At 49.0% G+C, this 19,780-nt stretch carries 15 protein-coding genes and 1 tRNA gene; 8 read left to right on the forward strand and 8 right to left on the reverse strand.

The genetic code is table 11. From position 1 onward, the window contains the following. Positions 1-14 precede the first annotated feature (14 nt). From P1P89_06195 to mfd, 3 genes are all read right to left on the reverse strand, one after another. Positions 15-1,028: a SurA N-terminal domain-containing protein gene (locus P1P89_06195; protein MDF1591091.1), complete on the reverse strand. Its 1,014-nt coding sequence runs from the start codon at positions 1,026-1,028 to the stop codon at positions 15-17. A 17-nt stretch (positions 1,029-1,045) separates the two neighbouring features. Next, positions 1,046-1,786 (reverse strand): SurA N-terminal domain-containing protein, encoded by a 741-nt coding sequence (locus P1P89_06200; GenBank protein MDF1591092.1) that lies wholly within the window; start codon positions 1,784-1,786, stop codon positions 1,046-1,048. Positions 1,787-1,992: 206 nt separating this feature from the next. After that, positions 1,993-5,508, reverse strand: coding sequence for a transcription-repair coupling factor (gene mfd, locus P1P89_06205; GenBank protein ID MDF1591093.1), 3,516 nt, complete (start codon positions 5,506-5,508; stop codon positions 1,993-1,995). 23 nt (positions 5,509-5,531) lie between these two features. Between mfd and P1P89_06210 the strand changes: the two genes are divergently transcribed. Then, a tRNA-Thr gene (locus tag P1P89_06210) sits at positions 5,532-5,607 on the forward strand. A 176-nt stretch (positions 5,608-5,783) separates the two neighbouring features. On the opposite strand, the gene P1P89_06215 is transcribed toward P1P89_06210, so the two are convergent. Then, the gene (locus P1P89_06215; GenBank protein ID MDF1591094.1) at positions 5,784-6,506 is read right to left on the reverse strand and encodes a substrate-binding domain-containing protein; all 723 of its coding nucleotides are present in this window, start codon (positions 6,504-6,506) and stop codon (positions 5,784-5,786) included. Positions 6,507-6,897: 391 nt separating this feature from the next. On the opposite strand from P1P89_06215, the gene P1P89_06220 reads away from it, so the two are divergent. The 5 genes from P1P89_06220 (at position 6,898) to P1P89_06240 (ending at position 12,671) form a co-directional block, all read left to right on the forward strand. After that, complete coding sequence (locus tag P1P89_06220; GenBank protein ID MDF1591095.1) at positions 6,898-7,032, forward strand: hypothetical protein; 135 nt, start codon at positions 6,898-6,900, stop codon at positions 7,030-7,032. A gap of 270 nt (positions 7,033-7,302) precedes the next feature. Continuing rightward, the gene (locus P1P89_06225) at positions 7,303-7,587 is read left to right on the forward strand and encodes an integration host factor subunit alpha (GenBank protein MDF1591096.1); all 285 of its coding nucleotides are present in this window, start codon (positions 7,303-7,305) and stop codon (positions 7,585-7,587) included. Positions 7,588-8,308: 721 nt separating this feature from the next. Further along, complete coding sequence (locus tag P1P89_06230; GenBank protein MDF1591097.1) at positions 8,309-9,796, forward strand: hypothetical protein; 1,488 nt, start codon at positions 8,309-8,311, stop codon at positions 9,794-9,796. 21 nt (positions 9,797-9,817) lie between these two features. Beyond that, the gene (locus tag P1P89_06235; protein ID MDF1591098.1) at positions 9,818-11,428 is read left to right on the forward strand and encodes a glycogen/starch synthase; all 1,611 of its coding nucleotides are present in this window, start codon (positions 9,818-9,820) and stop codon (positions 11,426-11,428) included. A 253-nt stretch (positions 11,429-11,681) separates the two neighbouring features. Further along, complete coding sequence (locus tag P1P89_06240) at positions 11,682-12,671, forward strand: ketoacyl-ACP synthase III (GenBank protein MDF1591099.1); 990 nt, start codon at positions 11,682-11,684, stop codon at positions 12,669-12,671. Between the two features lie 1,137 nt (positions 12,672-13,808). Here the strand turns inward: P1P89_06240 and P1P89_06245 are convergent. From P1P89_06245 to P1P89_06255, 3 genes are all read right to left on the reverse strand, one after another. Beyond that, complete coding sequence (locus P1P89_06245) at positions 13,809-14,813, reverse strand: reverse transcriptase/maturase family protein (protein ID MDF1591100.1); 1,005 nt, start codon at positions 14,811-14,813, stop codon at positions 13,809-13,811. Next, positions 14,810-15,232 (reverse strand): HRDC domain-containing protein, encoded by a 423-nt coding sequence (locus P1P89_06250; protein ID MDF1591101.1) that lies wholly within the window; start codon positions 15,230-15,232, stop codon positions 14,810-14,812. Before P1P89_06250 ends, P1P89_06245 begins: the two co-directional genes overlap by 4 nt. A 307-nt stretch (positions 15,233-15,539) precedes the next feature. Beyond that, on the reverse strand, positions 15,540-17,312 hold the full coding sequence (locus tag P1P89_06255) for an SUMF1/EgtB/PvdO family nonheme iron enzyme (protein MDF1591102.1): 1,773 nt from the start codon (positions 17,310-17,312) through the stop codon (positions 15,540-15,542). Between the two features lie 195 nt (positions 17,313-17,507). On the opposite strand from P1P89_06255, the gene P1P89_06260 reads away from it, so the two are divergent. Then, positions 17,508-17,768 (forward strand): type II toxin-antitoxin system RelB/DinJ family antitoxin, encoded by a 261-nt coding sequence (locus P1P89_06260; protein ID MDF1591103.1) that lies wholly within the window; start codon positions 17,508-17,510, stop codon positions 17,766-17,768. After that, on the forward strand, positions 17,768-18,040 hold the full coding sequence (locus tag P1P89_06265) for a type II toxin-antitoxin system YafQ family toxin (protein ID MDF1591104.1): 273 nt from the start codon (positions 17,768-17,770) through the stop codon (positions 18,038-18,040). Before P1P89_06260 ends, P1P89_06265 begins: the two co-directional genes overlap by 1 nt. A gap of 188 nt (positions 18,041-18,228) precedes the next feature. Here the strand turns inward: P1P89_06265 and P1P89_06270 are convergent, their stop codons facing one another. Then, positions 18,229-19,626, reverse strand: a complete 1,398-nt coding sequence (locus tag P1P89_06270) for a sigma-54 dependent transcriptional regulator (protein ID MDF1591105.1) — start codon at positions 19,624-19,626, stop codon at positions 18,229-18,231. Positions 19,627-19,780: the final 154 nt, after the last annotated feature.

The raw sequence follows: 19,780 nt of genomic DNA on the forward strand, positions 1-19,780 counted from the left end.
AATACCCGTTGATACTACTCTATGACCTTGATATGTGAACGATTGCGGAGTTCTCCCAGCCATTGGTTAAATTTCTTTTCTACTATTTCATTGTATAATTTTTCCTGAATCTCGGCTGCAACCTCCGTTAGCGGCTTGCCCGGTGCCTTCCTGATTTCCTGAATATAAAAGATCTGAAATCCCTGGTCCGTCTCGATCACGGGGGTAAAATTGCCCGCATCTAAATCCTTCAGGGCCTCTTGGAGCTGTGGCGAAAGGGCTTCCAGTTTAAAAAACCCAAGATCCCCGCCCTCGGCAGACAGATTCGATTCGGAATACTGTCTGGCCAGATGTTCAAACGATTCCCCATTGTTTAATTTTTCCAGGACCCCCGCCATCCTTTTCAAGGCATCCTGTTTTTCAGCCTCACCGGCCATCCGGGGCAGCCTCATGATAATATTCCGGAGGTGATATGTCTGTTCACGGCCGAATTCCTCAGAATGGGCTTCATAATACGCTTTGACATCTTGTTCGGTAACGACAATCTTGGATTTAACTTCCCGATTGACGAGCCGGGACCGCAGAATCTGCTCCTTCATGTTTTTGCGAAATTCTTCCAGGGACAATCCTTCTTCGGCCAAAGCCTTTCGGAAGTCCGCATCGGAATAAAGGTTTTTTTCTTTTATTCTCTCAACGGCACTGTCGACTTCCGCTTCACTGACCGCGAGCCTGGCTTTCTTGATCTCCTGATCGGTAAGCTTTTGGTCGATCAGGCGATTTAGAATATCCTTCCGGAGTTTGGCTGGTACGTCGGATCCCGTCTCGGCGGTATAACCCATCGATTTGATCTGGCTCATATAGGGTTTGAGTGCATGGTCTAAATCATTGAGCGTGATGATGTCGTCGTTGACAACTGCGACAATTCGATCAACGATTTCGGCACCATGGACCGTCGCAATCCCAACCACACCCACCCAGACGAAAAAGCCCATATACATAAGGCCGAACATCCAGGCATTGTTTTTTTTTCGTTCCCATCTATAACGCATATTTTTCCTGTTACGATTTAAAGACCGGTCAGCCGCTTCCATTGCGACTGATTAATATCGACCGTATATTTCTCTCTCAGATTTTTTATCCAAAGCAGATAAGCCGCTTCTGCTTTTTGTCGTCGCAACTGTTTGACAATTAATCTGTTTATATCTGTCTTTTCCTGATCCTTGTCCGGAGCCGGCTGTTTTCCTTTATAATTTTCCTTATAAAACCTGGCAATTTCCTCCGGCGTCAAGGTAATATTCTGGTGCACCTCCCGTTCAACTACCTTTTCCATCATCAACCTTATTTTCAATCTTTTTTCCCAGAAACTGTAAGAAACGGCATATTCAAGCAACATCTGTTCGAAAACGCCTTCGGGATAATCCGCTTTGATATTTGCAATCGCCTGGGTGACTTCAGATTCAGTAAGCTCGATCTGCAGTTCTGCCGCCCGTTGCAGCACGAGCAGTTCTTCGATCATCTGATTGAGCATGCGAACCTGTGCCTCTTTAAATAAAACCGAATTCTGCGAGAGATTATGCGGATACGCGCTTTTCGCAATTTCAAACGCCTGATTAAAATCGCTGACGGTCACGACCCGTTCGCTGACCTGAATCAAATACGCATCGTCAAAATTAAGCGCCGTATCCGTGCAGGAAGACAGGAATAATACGGATAATATGACGGCGGCCAAAATCAATGGCGGATAAGCGGCATGAAGCAACCGTTCCGGTAACCGTATTTTTGTTTTCGTGTTCGAGCCGTATCGCATAAGAGACGCACCCCAAAGTATGGCTAAACCTGTTGTCGCAGGGTTAATTCATCATCATTTCTGTTGTCGGGTATTCGGGCATTGGATATTTCATCAGAAAACGTTAAAAATAGCAACATGGCTAGCGCAGCACCATTCGCACTCACCTTAAAACTTACCGGCAAAATACCCGTATTGTTTTCTTTTTTAACGCAACCGGAAGGTGTTCAGCCGTTACCATGTTGAATAATTTCTTTCAAGATGTTTTTAGCCTCGCCCCAAAGCCCCCCGGTGCTACTTTTATTCAGCCGGATGATTAAGGTGCCGTCGGGCGTCAACTGGAAGCGTTTCCCGTTTGCAACCACCATATTGATGATACCGGCCGGATTTTTTTGATGCGGTTCTGAAAATTGCACTGCCAGCCGGTGGTCGCCCAGTTCCAGTTTTTTTATGCCGGCCTTGATACAAAGGACTCTCAGCATAATTTTCAGAAGCAGATTGGATACTTCAGCCGGAATGGCGCCATAACGATCCAGCAGTCCTGATTTGAAATCGGCAATTTCTGAAAGTTCCGTCATTTTTGCCAACTGGCGATAGGCCAGCAGCCGCTGGTCAATATCCGGCATATACCCTTCCGTTATAAAGGCCGACATTGCAATGTTTATTTCCGGATCCAAGTCCGGCAAAACGGGCTCCCCCTTAAGCTCTGCGATGGCGTTTTCCATCAGCTTCAAGTACATATCATACCCCACAGCCGCGACATGACCCGACTGGGAGGCCCCCAAAATCGTTCCACCGCCTCTGATTTTCAAATCATTCATCGCTATTTGGAAACCGGACCCGAGGTCACTGTGTTCCATCAGGACCTTCAGGCGCTTCTGCGCATCTTTACCCATCAGGCTCTCTGACGGTATAAACAAATAGGCATAGGCCTGCTCTTCAGCGCGTCCCACACGCCCGCGCAGCTGGTACATCTGGGATAGGCCGAACCGGTCCGCCCGGTTGACCAGAATGGTGTTGGCCGAAGGAATATCCAGTCCGGACTCGATGATGGTTGTGCAAACCAGCATATCGATCTCTCTGGCGGCGAATTTCAACATGACCTTTTCCAGTGCCCCTTCGTCCATTCGGCCGTGGGCCACTCCCAGCCGCACATCAGGAACCAGGCGCTGCAGGTGCGCCGCCATCGCCTGGATACTGTGGATATTGTTATGAACGAAAAAAAGTTGCCCGTTGCGGTTGAGTTCCTTGCGAATGGCTTCAGCAATAATGGCGTCATCCAATTCGCAAATATAAGTAATGATGGCATGACGATGCTCCGGCGGTGTTGAAATCAGGCTGATATCGCGGATGCCCATCAGCGACATATGCAGGGTTCGGGGGATCGGGGTTGCCGACAGAGCCAATACGTCCACCGTGCTCCTGATTTTTTTAAGTTGTTCTTTGTGTCGCACCCCGAAGCGCTGCTCTTCATCCAGAACAATCAGACCCAGATCCTTGAACAAAACATCTTTTTGAAGCAGCCGATGCGTTCCGATGACAATATCGGTCCTGCCGGCTTTGAGGTCATCGATGATGGTGCGCTGCTCTTTCAGAGACCGGAATCGGCTCAAAGAAGCGATTTGAACGGGATAGCGTTTAAACCTGCTTGAAAAGGTTGTATAATGCTGTTCCGCCAGAACGGTGGTGGGAACCAGCACAGCAACCTGTTTGCCGGCATTTACGGCAACAAACGCAGCCCGCAGCGCCACCTCGGTTTTACCGTATCCGACATCGCCGCACACCAGCCGGTCCATTGGAATCGGCCGCGCGAGATCGTCCATAACCTGCTGGATCGCTTTGATCTGATCGGCGGTCTCATCATAGGGAAACGCAGCTTCAAAATCCTGATAATAGCCGTCGGGCGCCTCATAACTGTACCCCTTGCTGACTGTCCGCTGCGCATAAATCTGGAGCAACTCACCGGCAATTTTTTCAACCGATTTTTTTATCTTCTTTTTGACCCGGTCCCATGATGTGCCTCCCAGTTTATCCAGCAGCGGTTCGGCGTCATTCATTCCCAGATATTTCTGCACCAGACCCAGGCGATCCACCGGCAGGTAGAGCTTGTCGTTGTCCCGGTATTCGATCAGAAGAAAATCGTTTTCGCTCCCGTTTAGGTTCAGCTTTGCAAGCCCCCGGTAGTGTCCGATGCCATGCTCAATATGAACAACAAAGTCCCCGCTCTTGAGGTCTTCAACCCCAAGGAGTTTGTCGATCACCTCTTTTCTCTGGATCTTGCGCTTGTGCGCTCTGGCCCCGAAAATTTCCGCCTCCGTTATGACGGCCAACCCTTCTTCAGGCCATATCAAACCGGCCGACAACGCCCCCGGGCAGATATAAACGGCACCCTTGGGTTTTACCGGTGTCGGAAAATTCTCCATAAAACCCGGGTGAATACCATACGGGATCAGCAAAGCCTTAAGCCGATGGGCCTGGGACTCGGTCCGGCAGACCAGCAGGACCAGATTTCCGGCTTTTTCAAGATCGCCAATGCGCCTGGCGAGCGGCAGCAGCAGGTTCTCCTTTTTATTGGTAATGTTTAATGCCGCACTTAAAGCGGTATTGTCGGATACTGAAAAGTGAATCTGCAGCGGGCGCCGCTCTGGCGCGGTCGTTTCCTTTTGAATCGGAAGCGGATGGAACGAACACACTGCCGATCGATTGATCGCCTCCATGGCCGTTTGCCAGTCCATATAGGAAGCTTCCGGCCGCAGACACAATTTGCCCGCTTCACAGGCAGTCTTGAAATTTTTGTCGGCCTGGGCCGCAAAGGTTTCCGCCGCCCTTTCAAGTTCCCCCGGATCAGACAGGATATAAAGGGCTTCTTTGGGTATATAATCGAAAAAAGTCCCTGGAAGGGTATAAATTAAAGGTATCAAACTCTCGACACCTGAAAACACACCTTCGTCTTTGATGCACCGAATATATTCGCGAACGCGTGTAACCGGCATTTCCAAAGAGGCGGCCTGTTCTCTGATCCGACTGATGATTTCAGGAAGAGAATCCGGCGTCAGGATCACCTCTTTGGCCGGCAGGATTACGGCTTCATGGATATGGCGAATGGTTCGCTGGGTCGTGGTTGAGAAAAACCGCAGGGCTTCGACCGTGTCTCCAACCATCTCGATCCTGAGTGGATCGGCATAAGTGGTTGAAAAAATATCGACGATGCCTCCCCGGATACTGAAATCACCGGGTTCTTCCACAATCGCAGTATTAATATAGCCGCCGCTTGTTAGCTTTTTGATCAACAGGTCCCGGTTGATTTCCTCATCCTTCTGGATGAGTTCTGCGAACCGACATAGTTCCGAGCGGGGAATAAGCTTCTGCAGGACAGCATCAACGCTGGTGACCAAGATCGACGGCTGGGAGCTGTCGATTAAATTGTAAAGGGTGCGAATCCGTCCGGCTGCCGTTTCATTGTGGTAGGATACCCGTTTAAACGGCATGATATTATAAGGCGGAAAATAAAAAATGCTCTGGGCGGACCTATTTGAAAAAAAACAAAAATCATCGACAAACCGTTCCCCTTCCTTTGCCGAAGCTGTGACCACAACAAGCGGTATGTTCAGTTTCCGGTGCAGCCTGGCGGCAACACAAGCCCCGGCTGCTTTGGAAAGACCGGTGGCGTCGACACCGGCGGCCCCCTTGCGAAGAGAGTCCGCTAATTTTTCATATGAAAATTTTTCTTGATTTTGGCTCATAAACAACGTAATGCACAGCCTGAGCCGGCGTAGCTCAGCTGGTAGAGCAGCTGATTCGTAATCAGCAGGTCCGCGGTTCAACTCCGCGCGCCGGCTCCATAAAATTTGAAGGGATTTCGGGTTGTTATTCCCGAAGTCCCTTTTTTGTTTTTAAATTCAAAAATGCGTCAAAATGCCGCACTTTGACCTTTTTTTTGATGTTCTGCCTAAAAAATACGAATAAAAATTTAGCCTATTCATCACTTAAATGCAATCGGAATTTATAAAGACGCCCCTTATCGATTACCAATGGGTTCCAATCCGCTTTTCGTAATGGCGTGGGCCGCCTCCGGGGACGTGAAGAATTTGATCACTGCGTGGGCCAGGTCCGGATCCGCGGAACTGGCGGCAACACCAGCCGAAAACACCGAGACCTTTTGAACCTCCGTCGGGAGCGGAGTGATATGCGCTATCCCAGGGACAGGGAGCAGTTCGCTGATCTGCTGAAAGCCGATCTCTGCCTCCCCACGCGAAACCACGGCGCCGACCCGCACACCTCCGCCGATGCGCCGGCTTTTGCCTGTCACCTGGTCTGCAATGCCCAAGCGCTGATACAACTCGGTAGTGAGGTATTGACCGCTGACACTGGCTGAGTATGCGATGGATTTCGCCTGCAGAAGCGTGCGTTTGAGCGCCTCGACCGTGCCGATGTCCGGAATGGGTGCGCCGGCCCGGACAGCCATTCCAATCACCGACCGCACGACAGGGGTATAAGTTTGGGCCAAAACCAAACCGTCCCGGATAAATCCCCGCAGAACCGCATCGGCCACAATGACAACGTCCACGGCCTCTCCACGTTTCAACCGATTTGGGATGGAGTTCTCACCTGTTCCGATGGAAGTTGCGGCTGTAACGATTTTTTTCTTGGTAAAAAGCGCTATCTGTGGAATGAGTTCAAGATATGCTGCTGTAAAGGTGCCCGAGGTCATGACCTTGAAGTCATGGGTGATGGTATTCATGATGATCCTAATCCTTTCACTTAAAGTCTTTATCCGTGAATTGCGATTGTCAGTCGCATGTCTTTTATTATCCCCGATTTCTGCGGGTAATCAACATGAAACAAAAATACAAAAAAATCTTGCTAAGTAACTATAATTATTATATGTGCTAAGATATTCTGAATCAGCAGATCCAAGGGTCACGTCCAAACGCTGGCGTCAGTTAACCCAAAGGATTTTTCGGTCATACCAACAAATCCTTTGCTTATAGCCTGTTGGTAAAATATTTTCTATACCATTAAGCTTATTTTTTGCGAATCATCTTTTTCAAAAAATAAAACATGATGCCCTTTCTTCACGAAACTAAAAAAAAATATTGCACGCCGGTCACCTTGTGTAACGGAAAAATAAAATGGCAGATACCGATGATAGAAAATTAAAGGCTGAAATTGACGAAATCATTAAAAAGGTCAATACGATCATCAAAAATATCGATGAACTTAGTCCTGCCAAAAAGGAAGATGTGGAACAAACCAAAGATGAATAAATTCAGTCATCTTAATTTTCAGCAATAATCCCTCTTGACCAATGGGTATTTATATTATATATTAAAAAATCAGTTAGTTGCAAATAACATTTATTTTTTTACAAATTTTCAAACAAAAATAGTCCTTGAAACGCCGGTAGTCAAACTGGACCGGGCACTACTGGAAACACTTTGACCTTAGTGAAAACAAATCATCGACAACAATTCAACGTAAATGGGCAAGGTCGACTCGTTACCACTGCAAGTGGAAATGTCCTTTGAGGAGGCGTTATGGCATTAACTAAAAATGATATTGTTAAAAAGGTACACGAACTGGGATTTACGAAGAAAAAATCTGTCGAGCTAATCGAAACCCTGCTTGAAATTATCAAAGGGAAATTGCAAAAGGGCGATGATGTGTTAATCTCAGGATTTGGAAAATTCTGCGTGAAAGATAAAAACAAACGCCGGGGACGAAATCCTGCTACCGGATCAGACCTGATTCTGCGCGAACGAAAAGTTGTTACATTTAAGTGCTCCGGAAAACTAAGGAACAAAATCAATAGAGCATTTTAGATCTTTTCGCAGTATCCGTTCTGCGTCTGATCTTATATACAACATTCTCCAATGCGGACTCCGGATGGATTCAATTCATACCGAAATGAAAGGCGCTGGGCAAAATTGCCTTTCATTTCCGATGAAGCATTCTCATTCAATGCATTTTCAAATCGCTGTAAACACTTTTCGACAATATTATCGACAACCGATCTTGTTGGCTACGACGGATTGACAGCTTCCTGCCATTAGACCTGACCCATGACCCTGAATCAATTTCCAGACGCCGAAATGAAGGATCAGGGCTTCCGTCATCTTCAGACTTAAGCCGACCTCCCTGGGTCGTTCCCATCGTACCACCCATCGACACAAGGTTCCGTGTGATCATCACTGGGTTGACCCTGAACGCCTTTGGTCCATCAACCCGTTCAGCCTCAATTTTTCCTTGACATGAAATGGGTTTCACTGCACCTTTATAGCGGTTGTCAAAAAAACGTTCCGTTATCCCAACGTTTTTTTCTACAACCGCTTATACCGCAATTCATTGTTTCGGAACTTTATTATGTAAAGCGGTATAAGTTAGGTATTTAAAGATTACGCCACAGTCCCGCTGCGGTGGGTAGGGGAAAGCCATAGATGACGCGGCCTAAACCCCGTTGTTGCAAGTGCAGGCAAACCGTTATCAGGTTTCTGAGTAAATGCGCCGGGACTCCCACGCAATTCCTTAACAAAGGAGGAGCGCATGTCGATCTTTACATTAGCTGACGGCCTTTACCAGGGTGTATGCCCATTAGCTGAAGGTGAATTGGGTGAACTTCTGTCCCGATCTAAAACCGAAATCGTGGTCGGGCATCCAACCTTTCAGAATGCCGACAATATCGGCAAGGAACTTGCCGGTGGGTTAAAGGCTGTCGCCGAAATTTATCCGGGCAGGAAGGTCGCCTTTATCGTGTCGGATGGAACCTGCCGGATGGATTCGCCCGATAATTCGACCCTTGCGGCCGCACTGGAAGCCTCAGCGGAAACTTTCCGGCAGTTAGGCCCTTCCCTTTCAAAAAATCTACTGGTAGCGGCCGTCCCCTATGATGGATACAAAAACGACCGCACCCCGGGTAAGGGCAGCGCCCTGAAACTCATCTTTGATGAGGTCGGGGGGTGTCCGACCATGACAAAACTGATCCTGCTGGACGGCGACTTGCGAAACGATCTGAAGCCATGGTTTGCAGTGTTTGGGCAGATCCAAACACTGCATCAAACCGATAACAAAAACAAAGAATTCTTTATTACGGCCCGTTATGCCCGCCATTTTGTCGACGCATCTCTTACCCGATTTGTGGTGGGACCCCTGACAACGCTCATGGGTAAATACGTACCCGGGGGAATTTCCGGAGACATTGTCCTATCGGCCGGGGCTGTGCGGCATGAACGCAATGCGGAATGGGATGAACACCGGCGCCGCTACGGGACCGATATTGCAACGACATTTGACAATATCGCCGATCCCGATGTTATCATCTATGAAGCCTACCTGGGCGCTAAGTTGCATGACATCACCGACGACGCCAAACTGTCCGTTATGCCCGGTGAGGTTATCGGTGCGGCACTTGGCAGAATGATGCACTACGAAAAAAAAGACGGGCGACTGATGCGCATACTGAAGGATGACTTCCCCGTCAAGCGCCCGACAACATGGGGGGCGGACCAAACCGGTATTGCATTTATTGACCCGGGCTTTACGAATGTATTTAATGTCGATATCAAGCGAAATGTATTGATTGAAAGGTTCAACCAGTTTAAAGCGCCCATGAAAAAAGTGCTGCTGCCCGGCACCTTTGCATCCATCGAAAAATCGCATTCCCGTCTGGCCGGCATGCCGGCACGAGATACCGATTCCTTTGAATTTTTGGGAGTAACGCGCCGCCTGTGGATCGACATACTGTATCAGAGCATTGCCTATCTGCTTTCAAAGCAAGATACGGAAACGATAAAGCTTTGCCTCAACTATTTATATACTGCGGCATTTCTTGAATTTTGCCGGGAAAAAATTTTGCAACTGGGGGCCTTAACTTTCGGGGATGTCAGAAGGATGCAACCGTCAATGGGAGTCCCCCCTGAAAAGGCGCAGGAATTCTATCACCATGAAGTCGACCGAGTGGTGGAAAAGATGGCCATGGAATTTTATGACGGCCGTCGAAAAATCTTGGAATATTTAGATCTCCGGACTTCTTAATCTGTTCGAGAGGAGCATTAAATGAAGTTGCGCGTCCTGATTGTATCCAACCAGGTTAGGGGAATCGACGGAACCGGCGGCCTGGGGGATGTGGCCACGGCCCTTGCCAAAGCGCTTGCCGCAAAGGAAGACATGGATGTGCGGGTTTTAATGCCGGGATATAAAACCGTCTCAGGCACAGGTGTCGAAAACAGATTCGATTCGGTTATTGCCACAGAGATACCGATTCCGCTTGGCGGTCAATTGCGACGTGCCCACGTCTGTCATTATTTTCTTCCGATATCAAACAACGATGAACCCCGGGTCCCTTGTTATCTGCTTTGTATGGACGCGTTTGACAAGGCAACCGATTCTCCTGAACAGGCGATCCTGTTAGGCAGAGGCGCCATTGAATTTTTAAGGACATTTGATAAATTTCACCCTGATATTATTCACTGCAATGACTGGCACACCGGCTTAATCCCGGTATACCTGAACACCCTTTATCGCAGCGATCCCTATCTTGGGCGAATTGCGACACTTTACACGACCCATAATGCCGGTTATTTCTATCAGGGCGCCTTTCCCGACGACACCTTTACCGAACCGACCGATAGGCTCCTTTTTCAGGCAGGCTTCGATAAAAGCCTCTTTCAGCCCTTGCAGACCCGGTCGTTGGAACACCAGAACCGTTTAAACTTTACCAAGGGCGGTTTGGGATTTGCCGACCTGATTAACACCGTCAGCATCACTTATTCCCATGAAATCCGGACACCGGCGTTCGGCGGCGGGTTCGACCATCTGCTCCAGGAAAGATCCCGTCACTTATGCGGCATTGTCAATGGAATTGACACTGCTGAATGGAATCCTAAAAACGAACCGACCATCGCACCCTACAATTTTTCAAAATCCGATCCGATTGATTCGGTTATAAAACAAAAACGGCTGATTCGAAAATTACTGAAAAGCTGGCAAAAAGAAGGCCTCAACCCATTTGCAGAAATCAAAGACGCATCCCTGATAATGGCATTCATCGGGCGGATAACGGATCAAAAAGCGGCCATTCTCATGCCGATACTGGAAAAACTATGCGGATGGGATAATATTCAAATCGCCATCCTGGGTTCGGCCCATCCCCAAGATTCCACGGGCAGGCGGTATGCCGCCGAAATACGAGACCTTTCGGAAGCGAATAAAAACAGCCTCTTTTTCTGGGAAGGGTTTGAAACCGGCCTGTCCCATCTGATTTATGCCGCCGCAGACTTGTTTCTGATGCCAAGCGTCTATGAACCCTGCGGGCTGGCCCAAATGATCAGCATGCGTTATGGCACCCTTCCCATTGTCCGTTTTGTCGGCGGGATCGTGGATACCGTCACCGATGAGCAGGCAGGTGCAAAGGCGAACGGATTCGGTTTTAAAGAAGCGGTTGCCGATAGCTTTGCCATGGCCGATATCCTGCCGGCAGCCGAGCTGCTCTCCGAAACGCTCAGGCGCGCCATTGGTCTATTCAGAAATGATCCCCAGCGCTGGCAGGAACTCATCCGGAATGCAATGGCAATGGATGTTTCCTGGACCATACCTGCCGGCCAGTATCTAAAAATTTACCAGGCGGCAATCCGGTCAAGAGTCCGCTCCCATTTTTTATCGTCATAGAGATCCTTCCATAGATTTATATAATCCTTAAAATAAATCTGTTTATTCCTTTTGTTTGCAGGATGCAATTGAGTATGATAAAAGAAGTTTTTTTGTTTTAGACCCAATCGAATTTTGATACATTTTTTGTTTCACCATTGGACGCCTTTCCGAGTGAAATGAAGATCCCGTTAGCGGGGGAAGCTGGGGCAGCCTCATCTTTCGCTCAATTCGGGCAACAAATTAATTTTTAATACTGTCATGGGAGCGTTTCATGCACGCAATTATTACCGCCGTCGGACACTATGTGCCGGATAAAAGACTGACCAATAAGGATCTGGAACAGATGGTCGACACCAACGACGAATGGATCAGGACGCGGACCGGAATTCGCGAAAGAAGAATTCTTGAAAAAGACAAGGGGACTTCCTATATGGCGGTTGAATCCGCCAAAATGGTTCTGGCGCAGCGAAAAATATCTGCCGCAGACCTTGACCTGATAATCGTCGCCACAACAACACCCGATATGACGGTGCCGCCGACAGCCGCACTTGTCCAAAAGGAACTAGGCGCCGTTAATTGCTGGGGATTTGATTTAAACGGCGCCTGTTCGGGTTTTCTGTTTGCCCTGGCAACCGGTGCGCAATTTATCGAATCCGGCCGGCATCGAAAAGTTCTGGTGATCGGCGCCGATAAAATGAGCGCTATTATTGATTATCAGGATCGCAACACCTGCATTTTATTCGGCGACGCCGGCGGCGCCGTGCTGCTGGAGCCGACCCCGGAAAAAGATTTGGGTATAAAAGATTTTACGCTGCATCTGGATGGTTCCGGCGCTGACTTTCTTCGCATTGCCGCCGGCGGAAGTCTGGTTCCAACGACCCATGAAACCGTAGAGAACAGAATGCACTACCTGTATCAGGACGGCAAAACAGTTTTTAAATTCGCCGTTAACGGCATGACCGATGTGGTTGCAAGAATATTGAAAAAAAACAACCTCAACGGCAGCGACATTAAACTCTTTATCCCCCATCAGGCCAATTATAGAATCATCGACGCCGTGGCCAAAAAGATCGGACTGCGACCCGACCAGGTGATGCTGAACATCGAAAAATACGGCAATACCACCGCGGCAACCATACCGCTGGCCATGTCGGAAGCATATCAGCAGCAATTGATGCGAAAGGGCGACTGGATCGTCATCGCGGCGTTCGGGGCGGGATTTACCTGGGGAAGTTTACTGCTCAAGTGGGCTATTGACTGATTATAAAGGTGTCGTCGGGGATCGGGGGGCGGGTTTTTACTTGTTACAATTACCTCCCAGGGGCAATTTTAATCGCACGATGGTATTCGTAAGCCATACCCGCTCCTACGTGAACAGGTGCCATTGAATTCTCTGAAAATACTTTGGATTCAGATATGATAATGATCAGGCATTATCACAAACGCCCCAAGATTGAACCGCCCATTCGTATCCATCCAAAGGAATGTGTCAATCACCATCAAAGCAATATCAGGGTCATCCGTGAGACATATACGTTTTGCCGTGCATTTGGTGAGAGAATACGCCCTGCCCGTCTCGGAGGTTCTGCCGGTTCGAAGATGTTTCTGATGAGCCGATTCCATTATGTTTAATTTCTGATCCCGTAGGAGCAACCTCCGGTTGCGAATATTACCCGGAGGCGAAAATCCCGATCACTTTATTTTTCGCAAGCAAAGCTTGCTCCTACACCATATCGTGATTTACCTTCCCGTAGGAGCAACCTCTGGTTGCGAATTCCATCCGATAGCGAAATATTCCCAATCGCGAGCGAAGCTCGCTCCTACAAAAATACACGATTCATCGCCCTGCGGCAGATTGCCCCAGGTCTTCATCGGAAAAAAGCTCCTTGTGAGAATCAAAGGGTATGGTGAAAATTCGGATGGGCATTGGATAGTAATTGCTTTTCAATCGTATTAAAAAATCTCCCCTATCCCCTCTTTTACAAAGAGGGGGATTATGCCTCCCTATGTCAAAGGGAGGCCGGGAGGGATTTTTATTTCTTGTCGTTATTATTAAATTGTAAGAAATTAGGTCGATACGGCAATTATGTTGTTCAAAAAACTGCGAAAAAGATCCCGGCCATTCTGACAAGTTGCACTGCCGGAGATTTCGCTGGGCCATCCGGTCCCAACTACCAGCACCGGCAGTGCGGTTTGTTTTTGCCCTGGAATTCCAGGGACGGGATTTCGTCCGGGTCAGTGGGCAGGCCTCCGCCATTTCCCTGTGAGCTGGAAGCAAGACAAGCCGGAAACCGTTGTTCCTGTTGCGATTACCGGGATTGTTCCTGTTGCGATTGGCGGAGCGGCAGTTCCTGGCCTTGTTGTTCCAGCTGCCGCCCCGAAGCACACGGTTCGAGCTTCAGGACGAAACCCCAAAACGTATCATTACATTCCGCCTAAAATCAGCGGCATTTGCCATCTGTGTAAACTCAATCAAAGGCTCCATGTGACGCGTAAGCATGTTGATGGACCATCTGCCGGTTTTGAAATTTTCTTCATACAATCGAAATTTGCGAATAAACCGCCGCTTGCTTAAAGGAGACAGCCGGATCCTTTGTGGAAACACCCTGAGCCCGAGGAAAGGGATGCCGTTTGAGCTTCGGTTTAGCTGAGTGGTCGATTTTAGGTCTAATTTTAGGTTTTCTTTTAGAAAACTTTGAATCTGCCGCAGTTCATTTTTCAAAGAGGCTTTATCTTCTTTGAACAGGATAAAATCATCCATATACCGAATGTATCCGTGAACTCTGCGAACTTCCTTAATCCAGTGATCAAATCCGGAAAGGTAAAAATTGGCCAGATGCTGGGAAATCAGGTTGCCGATCGGCAGCCCCTTGTCTGCTTCTGTTTGATAAGTTTTGATAATTTGGCCAAACAGCAAAAGTAGTGTTTTGTCCTTGAATCGGTGCGCAAGGAATTGCATGAGGATCCTGTGGTCAATTGAATCGAAATACTTGCGGATATCCAGTTTCAAAAACCAAAGGTAGCGCCCCGCAAACTCCTGGGATCTTAAAACAGCCTTTTGCGCCCCTTTGCCTTTCCGACAAGCGTATGAATCGTAAATCGCATACGTGTCCAAAACCGGCTCACACACATTCATGATTGCGTGGTGAAGAACACGCTCCTCAAAGGCCGCTGCACAGATCAGGCGCTTTTTAGGGTCGTAAACATGGAAAAAGCGATACTTGCCGACATCCAGCAACTGATGCTTTATTTGATCATAAAGCCTTCTGATGTTGTTTTCAAAATCAGATTTAAAACTGACAATCTCTTTACGGTTGTGCTTACCCCTTGCAGCCTTTAAAAAAGCCAAACGAATATTGTCCGGTTCAGCGATCAACGGGTATAGTCGGCCAGCGCGTCTCACTCAGACCCCCCGTCGTCCGAACCGCTTGCCTGCTTTACGATTTTAACGACAGCTTCTCCATACTTTCGAACCCGGGCTTCCCCCACGCCCTCAAGCTTCTGGAGATCTGCAAGGGTTGCAATCTTTTTTTCGGAAATGGCCGCCAGTTGTTCGTTGTTAAAAATGGTATATACCGGCACGGCTTCATTAGCCGCCATTCCCTTTCGCCACTCCCTTAAGCGGACAAACAGCGCAAAATCTTCGGGAGAGAGCACTTCCTTGTAGTCGATCTGGTTTCTTTTTTTTACACCCTTGCCGGATTCCTGCTCAGGGCTGCCGCCAAGATATTCCACCGCCAGACACCAAAAAGAGTTATCGCCCTGGTCCACAAACTCTCGATGTACGGTCAGAACCCTTGCGGAGCGCAAAAAGCGATTCAAATCCGATTCGGCTTCCTTAAAGCTTTTTAGCGGAATTATAAAAAATTTAAACTGAGTGGACATGTTAAAAAGGCTGACTAAACTCATGAATTTTGAATTAGGAATGAAATTCCAAGGGCACCCTGATCAAAGGTATTATTAACCCGGCAACCCACCCCTCCACGCGCCATCGCCCCGCAGCAGACGGCAACAGGCCTGCTCCGCAACGGCCTGTGCCCGTCTGCTGCGCTCGATTCCGCGCTCCGCTGCTTGCCCGGCTCACTGACCTGGAAGCAAGACAAGCCGGAAACCGCCGCTCCTGCGGCGATCACCGGGATTGAGCCAGAAGCGAATGGCGGAGCGGCAGTATCCAGGCCCCGTCGTCCCAGCTGCCGCCCCGAAGCACACGGGACGAGCCGCTTGATTGTCCGCTATGATCGGTAACCGAACCCGAGGAATAGTCGCCGTACCAGTCCTGGCACCATTCCCAGACATTGCCGTGCATGTCATACAGGCCCCATGCGTTGGACTTTTTTTGAGCGACCTTATGAGTGGTATCTTTTGAATTGCCGCAGTACCACCCCATGGCATCCAGATTGGCGTCATATTCGCACCCCGTTTTCGAAATGTCGCCATTGGCAAAGGCTGTCGCGCTCCCGGCCCGGGCCGCGTATTCCCACTCGGCTTCGGTGGGCAGCCGGTAAACATCGCTCCCATCCTGTTGGTTCAGTTTTTGGATAAACGCTTGGGCATCGTTCCAGGACACACTCTCCACCGGGCAGCTTTCTCCGCAGTTTTTAAAGTTTGATGGGTTGTTGCCCATGACTGCTTGCCACTGCCCCTGGGTTACTTCCGTGGTCTGCAAATAAAACCCTTTGGTCAAGGTCACCTGATGCTGCTTTTCATCATCATCACGCCCGGATTCATTGGCAGGGCTTCCCATCGTAAATGACCCCGGCCGGATGTAAACAAACTCCATGCCGAGACTGTTTTGGATTTTTTTGCCGGCGCCGGGGGCAACATCCGACCGTTTGCCCATGGCCAGTATTTTCTGTTTTTCAGCCTCGATCTGCCGGCGTTCATCCTCAATCCTTTTGCGTTCCGCAATCTCAGCTTTCATCTTTTCAAGCTCTTGGCGCTCTTCTTCAAGACGCTTGCGTTCGGCCGACAAACCGGCATCTACAGCCACTGCCGGCGCTGCAGCACCGATTCCGGCAACCGCAAAGACAAAGTCGCCCTTGTCCAGTTTCGGGTTGTTGATCTTGCCGTACTGCGGATGCTGGGTCTTGCGGGAGTAATTAATCACTTTTTCCTGGAGGTATGCGCCGAGTTCTTCGCCGGTGATATACGTGTCTCGGTTCAAATCCGCAAAACCGTCCTTTATCCCTTGAATAAACACATCCTTAAAAACCGACCGATCGGGTACCTGTTCGGTTTCCGTGCCGGCGGTAATGAATTGCCTGACCGGAAAGGATACTTTCTCCTCGATATAGGCCGAAGGCTTGGCCCGGACCATTTGAAAGATGGCCCCGGAAAAGCAGGAGTCAAACAGCATCAGCACATGCTTTGACAAAATCTGTTTGGATACGGTCTCAACCTGGCGCATGCTCACGGCCCGTTCCATAAAGCCCAGCAAATCCTTTTCCGGGTCCGGCGCATCCACCGGCACCAGATATCCCAGCTTGGTCCCGTCGGCCTCTTCGATGGTCTGGCCGTGCCCGGAAAACCACACCAGAATGGCCTTTTCCTTATCCCGGCCGGGACCGGTAACCAGCCTGTTTAATTCCCTTTTCAAGGAATTTCCGTCAGGATCTTCCAGCAAATCCACATTCCACCCGGACCGCTTAAGCAGATCCACCACTGCCTTGGCATCCTTTACCGGATTGGGAAGCCGCGGCCAGCCGGCGCGGTAGTCACCGCATCCTATCACCAATGCATGGTAGCCGGAATAAAGCTGTATTTCCCTAGCAGCGCCGGAGGACGTTTTGGTTGTGACGCTGATTCCCCTGGAAGCGGCATTTACAGGCATGGACACGAGCAGCAAGCCCAGGATGAACACGGACATAAAAATTAACAGGACTTTCAATCGGCAGGCGTCCATTACAAATCCTTTCTGTCATGGATGCTGAATGATACGTGGAAATATTAAAATTGTTTTTGAATTTAACGACTTATAAATTAATGGGGATTGATTGTCAAATAAAATGAATGGGCGGTTTGATTTCGCGGCGTGTATTTAAATTACTTGCCGGTGTACCCCGTTTGTGCTACATTGACTGACAAATGGAGGTAAACGATGCATAAATCATCCACAATACGCGCCCGCATTGAGCCCGGTCTAAAGGAAAAGGCGGATCACATCTTCCGCAAACTCGGACTGACCACGACTCAAGCGATCACCCTTTTTTATAAACAGGTAGAGCTCCGAAACGGCCTGCCTTTTGACGTTGCCATTCCCAGTGAAACGACCTATCGGACTTTCAACGATACGGATGCAGGCAATCGCCTTGTTGTCTGCGAGGATGTTGAAGATATGTTCAACAAGCTGGATATCTGATGCTCACTCCGGTTTATACGCGTCAATTCGAGAGGGATGTTAAGCGAATGAAACGGCGGGGGAAGAATCTTGAAAAGCTTAAAATGGTCATTCGCCCCCTCGTTGCTGAAGAAGCCTTGGATCCTATTCATCGCAACCATAAACTGATCGGCAACTGGATAGGAAGACGGGAGTGCCACATCGAATCCGATTGGCTCCTTATCTATAAGGTTGAAACAGACCGCATCGTGTTCGAGCGCACCGGCACCCACTCAGATTTATACCGCAAGTGAGAATAGAAGAACATCCTCACATCAGGCAGGGTAAGGAGTTGATTGAATTGCCGCCAAGAAAAATCTCCCCTGACCCCTCTTTTCCAAAGAGGGGAAATATTCCTCACACCTTTCGTCTTCAGTTTTCAGTCTAATCCCTCTGCTCTTCCCGACCCCTGACCGCTTTGTGCCCTTCGCCTGTTTTTATCCTATTCTTCGATGTTGTAGACCTTGATTTTGCTCAATAAAGAAGGATGGCTGATTTGGAGCAATTTCGCGGCATGGGTTCGGTTCCCTTTGGTTTGGATCAGCGCCTTTGTAATCAGTTCTTTTTCCAGCACCTTCTGCGCCGTTTTAAGGGAATAGCCGCTCAAGACGTCACTGGCTTGAATAGAGGGAGCGGTCTTTGGGTCAAGCTCTGCCGGAAAACTCTCCGGCGTCAGGACGCGCTCATCCGTCAACACCATTGCGCGTTCAATCATATTTTCAAGCTCTCTGACATTTCCCGGCCACGCATGCTTCATCAACAGCGCCATGGCTGCCGGTGAGATGCCCCGGACGCGTTTATTGAACCGCTCGTTGAAAAGATTGATAAAATGGCGGCATAATAAAGGGATATCCTCAGCCCAGTCTCTCAGTGAGGGGGCATGGATTCTTAAAACGTTCAGCCGGTAGAAAAGATCTTCACGGAACCTGTTTTCCTTAATTTCATTTTCCAGTTTTCTGGCCGTTGCAGCAATGACGCGCACGTCTATTTTTCGAGTCTTGGAGTCACCCACCGGCCGAATCTCATTCTCCTGCAAAACCCGCAAGAGCTTAACCTGCAGCGCAAGGGGCAGTTCGCCAATTTCATCGAGAAAAATGGTCCCGCCGTCGGCCTCCTCAAACAAGCCGATTTTATTCCTGTCCGCCCCGGTAAAGGCGCCCCTGATGTGCCCAAACAGTTCACTCTCGAGCAGGTTTTCAGGTATGCCGCCGCAATTCAGCGGTACAAAAGGCTTGTCGGACCGGTTGCCCGTAAAGTGGATCCCCCGCGCGATCAGCTCTTTTCCGGTACCGCTTTCGCCGGTTATCAGGACGGTGGTATCGTATCGTCCGGCCTTTTCAGCAAGCCCATACACCGCCTGTATCGCCCGGCTTTTACCCACCATATTATAAAAACTGAAATTTTCCTGAATCCGCTCGATCCGTTCCCGGAGCTGGCGGTTTTCCGTTTTTAACTTTTCGCGTTCTTCAGCTTTTTTAAAAATCAAGCGGACTTCATCGGCTTTAAACGGTTTGGAAATAAAATCATATGCCCCCAGCTTCATGGCTTCAACTGCGACATCAATCGTACCATAGGCGGACATCATGATCACGGTAGCTGAACCCAGCCGGGATCCGGCTTCCTGCAAAAAGGTGTTGCCGTCCATCTTCGGCATTTTAATGTCACAGAGGATAAAATCATACGCATGCTGCCCAATTCGCTCCAACCCTTCCCTGCCATCTGCGGCGGTGTCCACCTGATAGGCGGATTTGCTGAACATGGCCGAAAGCATGTGCCGCATGTTTTCCTCATCATCAATGATCAGCAGGCGCTTTAATTTACCGCTATCTACTTGGCTCATTTCCATTAAGCGTTATCCTTCGATTATTTGGTCCTAATCCCAGTTACCCGGAAGAAAGGGGTTCAGGATTCAAGGGCTCAAGGGTTAGTTATTAATAGCCGATTTGATCTTCACTTGAACCCTAAAACCCTCGAATCCTCGAATCCTTATTCCG

It is taken from the genome of Desulfobacterales bacterium, from assembly GCA_029211065.1.
Taxonomy (GTDB): Bacteria; Desulfobacterota; Desulfobacteria; order Desulfobacterales; family JARGFK01; genus JARGFK01.

Bases quoted from the DNA above. Each gene is read 5' to 3' on its own strand.
- P1P89_06195 (MDF1591091.1), bottom strand. From the start codon at position 1,028: ATGCGTTATAGATGGGAACGAAAAAAAAACAATGCCTGGATGTTCGGC.
- P1P89_06200 (MDF1591092.1), bottom strand. From the start codon at position 1,786: ATGCGATACGGCTCGAACACGAAAACAAAAATACGGTTACCGGAACGG.
- mfd (MDF1591093.1), bottom strand. From the start codon at position 5,508: ATGAGCCAAAATCAAGAAAAATTTTCATATGAAAAATTAGCGGACTCT.
- P1P89_06215 (MDF1591094.1), bottom strand. From the start codon at position 6,506: ATGAATACCATCACCCATGACTTCAAGGTCATGACCTCGGGCACCTTT.
- P1P89_06220 (MDF1591095.1), top strand. From the start codon at position 6,898: ATGGCAGATACCGATGATAGAAAATTAAAGGCTGAAATTGACGAAATC.
- P1P89_06225 (MDF1591096.1), top strand. From the start codon at position 7,303: ATGGCATTAACTAAAAATGATATTGTTAAAAAGGTACACGAACTGGGA.
- P1P89_06230 (MDF1591097.1), top strand. From the start codon at position 8,309: ATGTCGATCTTTACATTAGCTGACGGCCTTTACCAGGGTGTATGCCCA.
- P1P89_06235 (MDF1591098.1), top strand. From the start codon at position 9,818: ATGAAGTTGCGCGTCCTGATTGTATCCAACCAGGTTAGGGGAATCGAC.
- P1P89_06240 (MDF1591099.1), top strand. From the start codon at position 11,682: ATGCACGCAATTATTACCGCCGTCGGACACTATGTGCCGGATAAAAGA.
- P1P89_06255 (MDF1591102.1), bottom strand. From the start codon at position 17,312: ATGGACGCCTGCCGATTGAAAGTCCTGTTAATTTTTATGTCCGTGTTC.
- P1P89_06260 (MDF1591103.1), top strand. From the start codon at position 17,508: ATGCATAAATCATCCACAATACGCGCCCGCATTGAGCCCGGTCTAAAG.
- P1P89_06265 (MDF1591104.1), top strand. From the start codon at position 17,768: ATGCTCACTCCGGTTTATACGCGTCAATTCGAGAGGGATGTTAAGCGA.
- P1P89_06270 (MDF1591105.1), bottom strand. From the start codon at position 19,626: ATGAGCCAAGTAGATAGCGGTAAATTAAAGCGCCTGCTGATCATTGAT.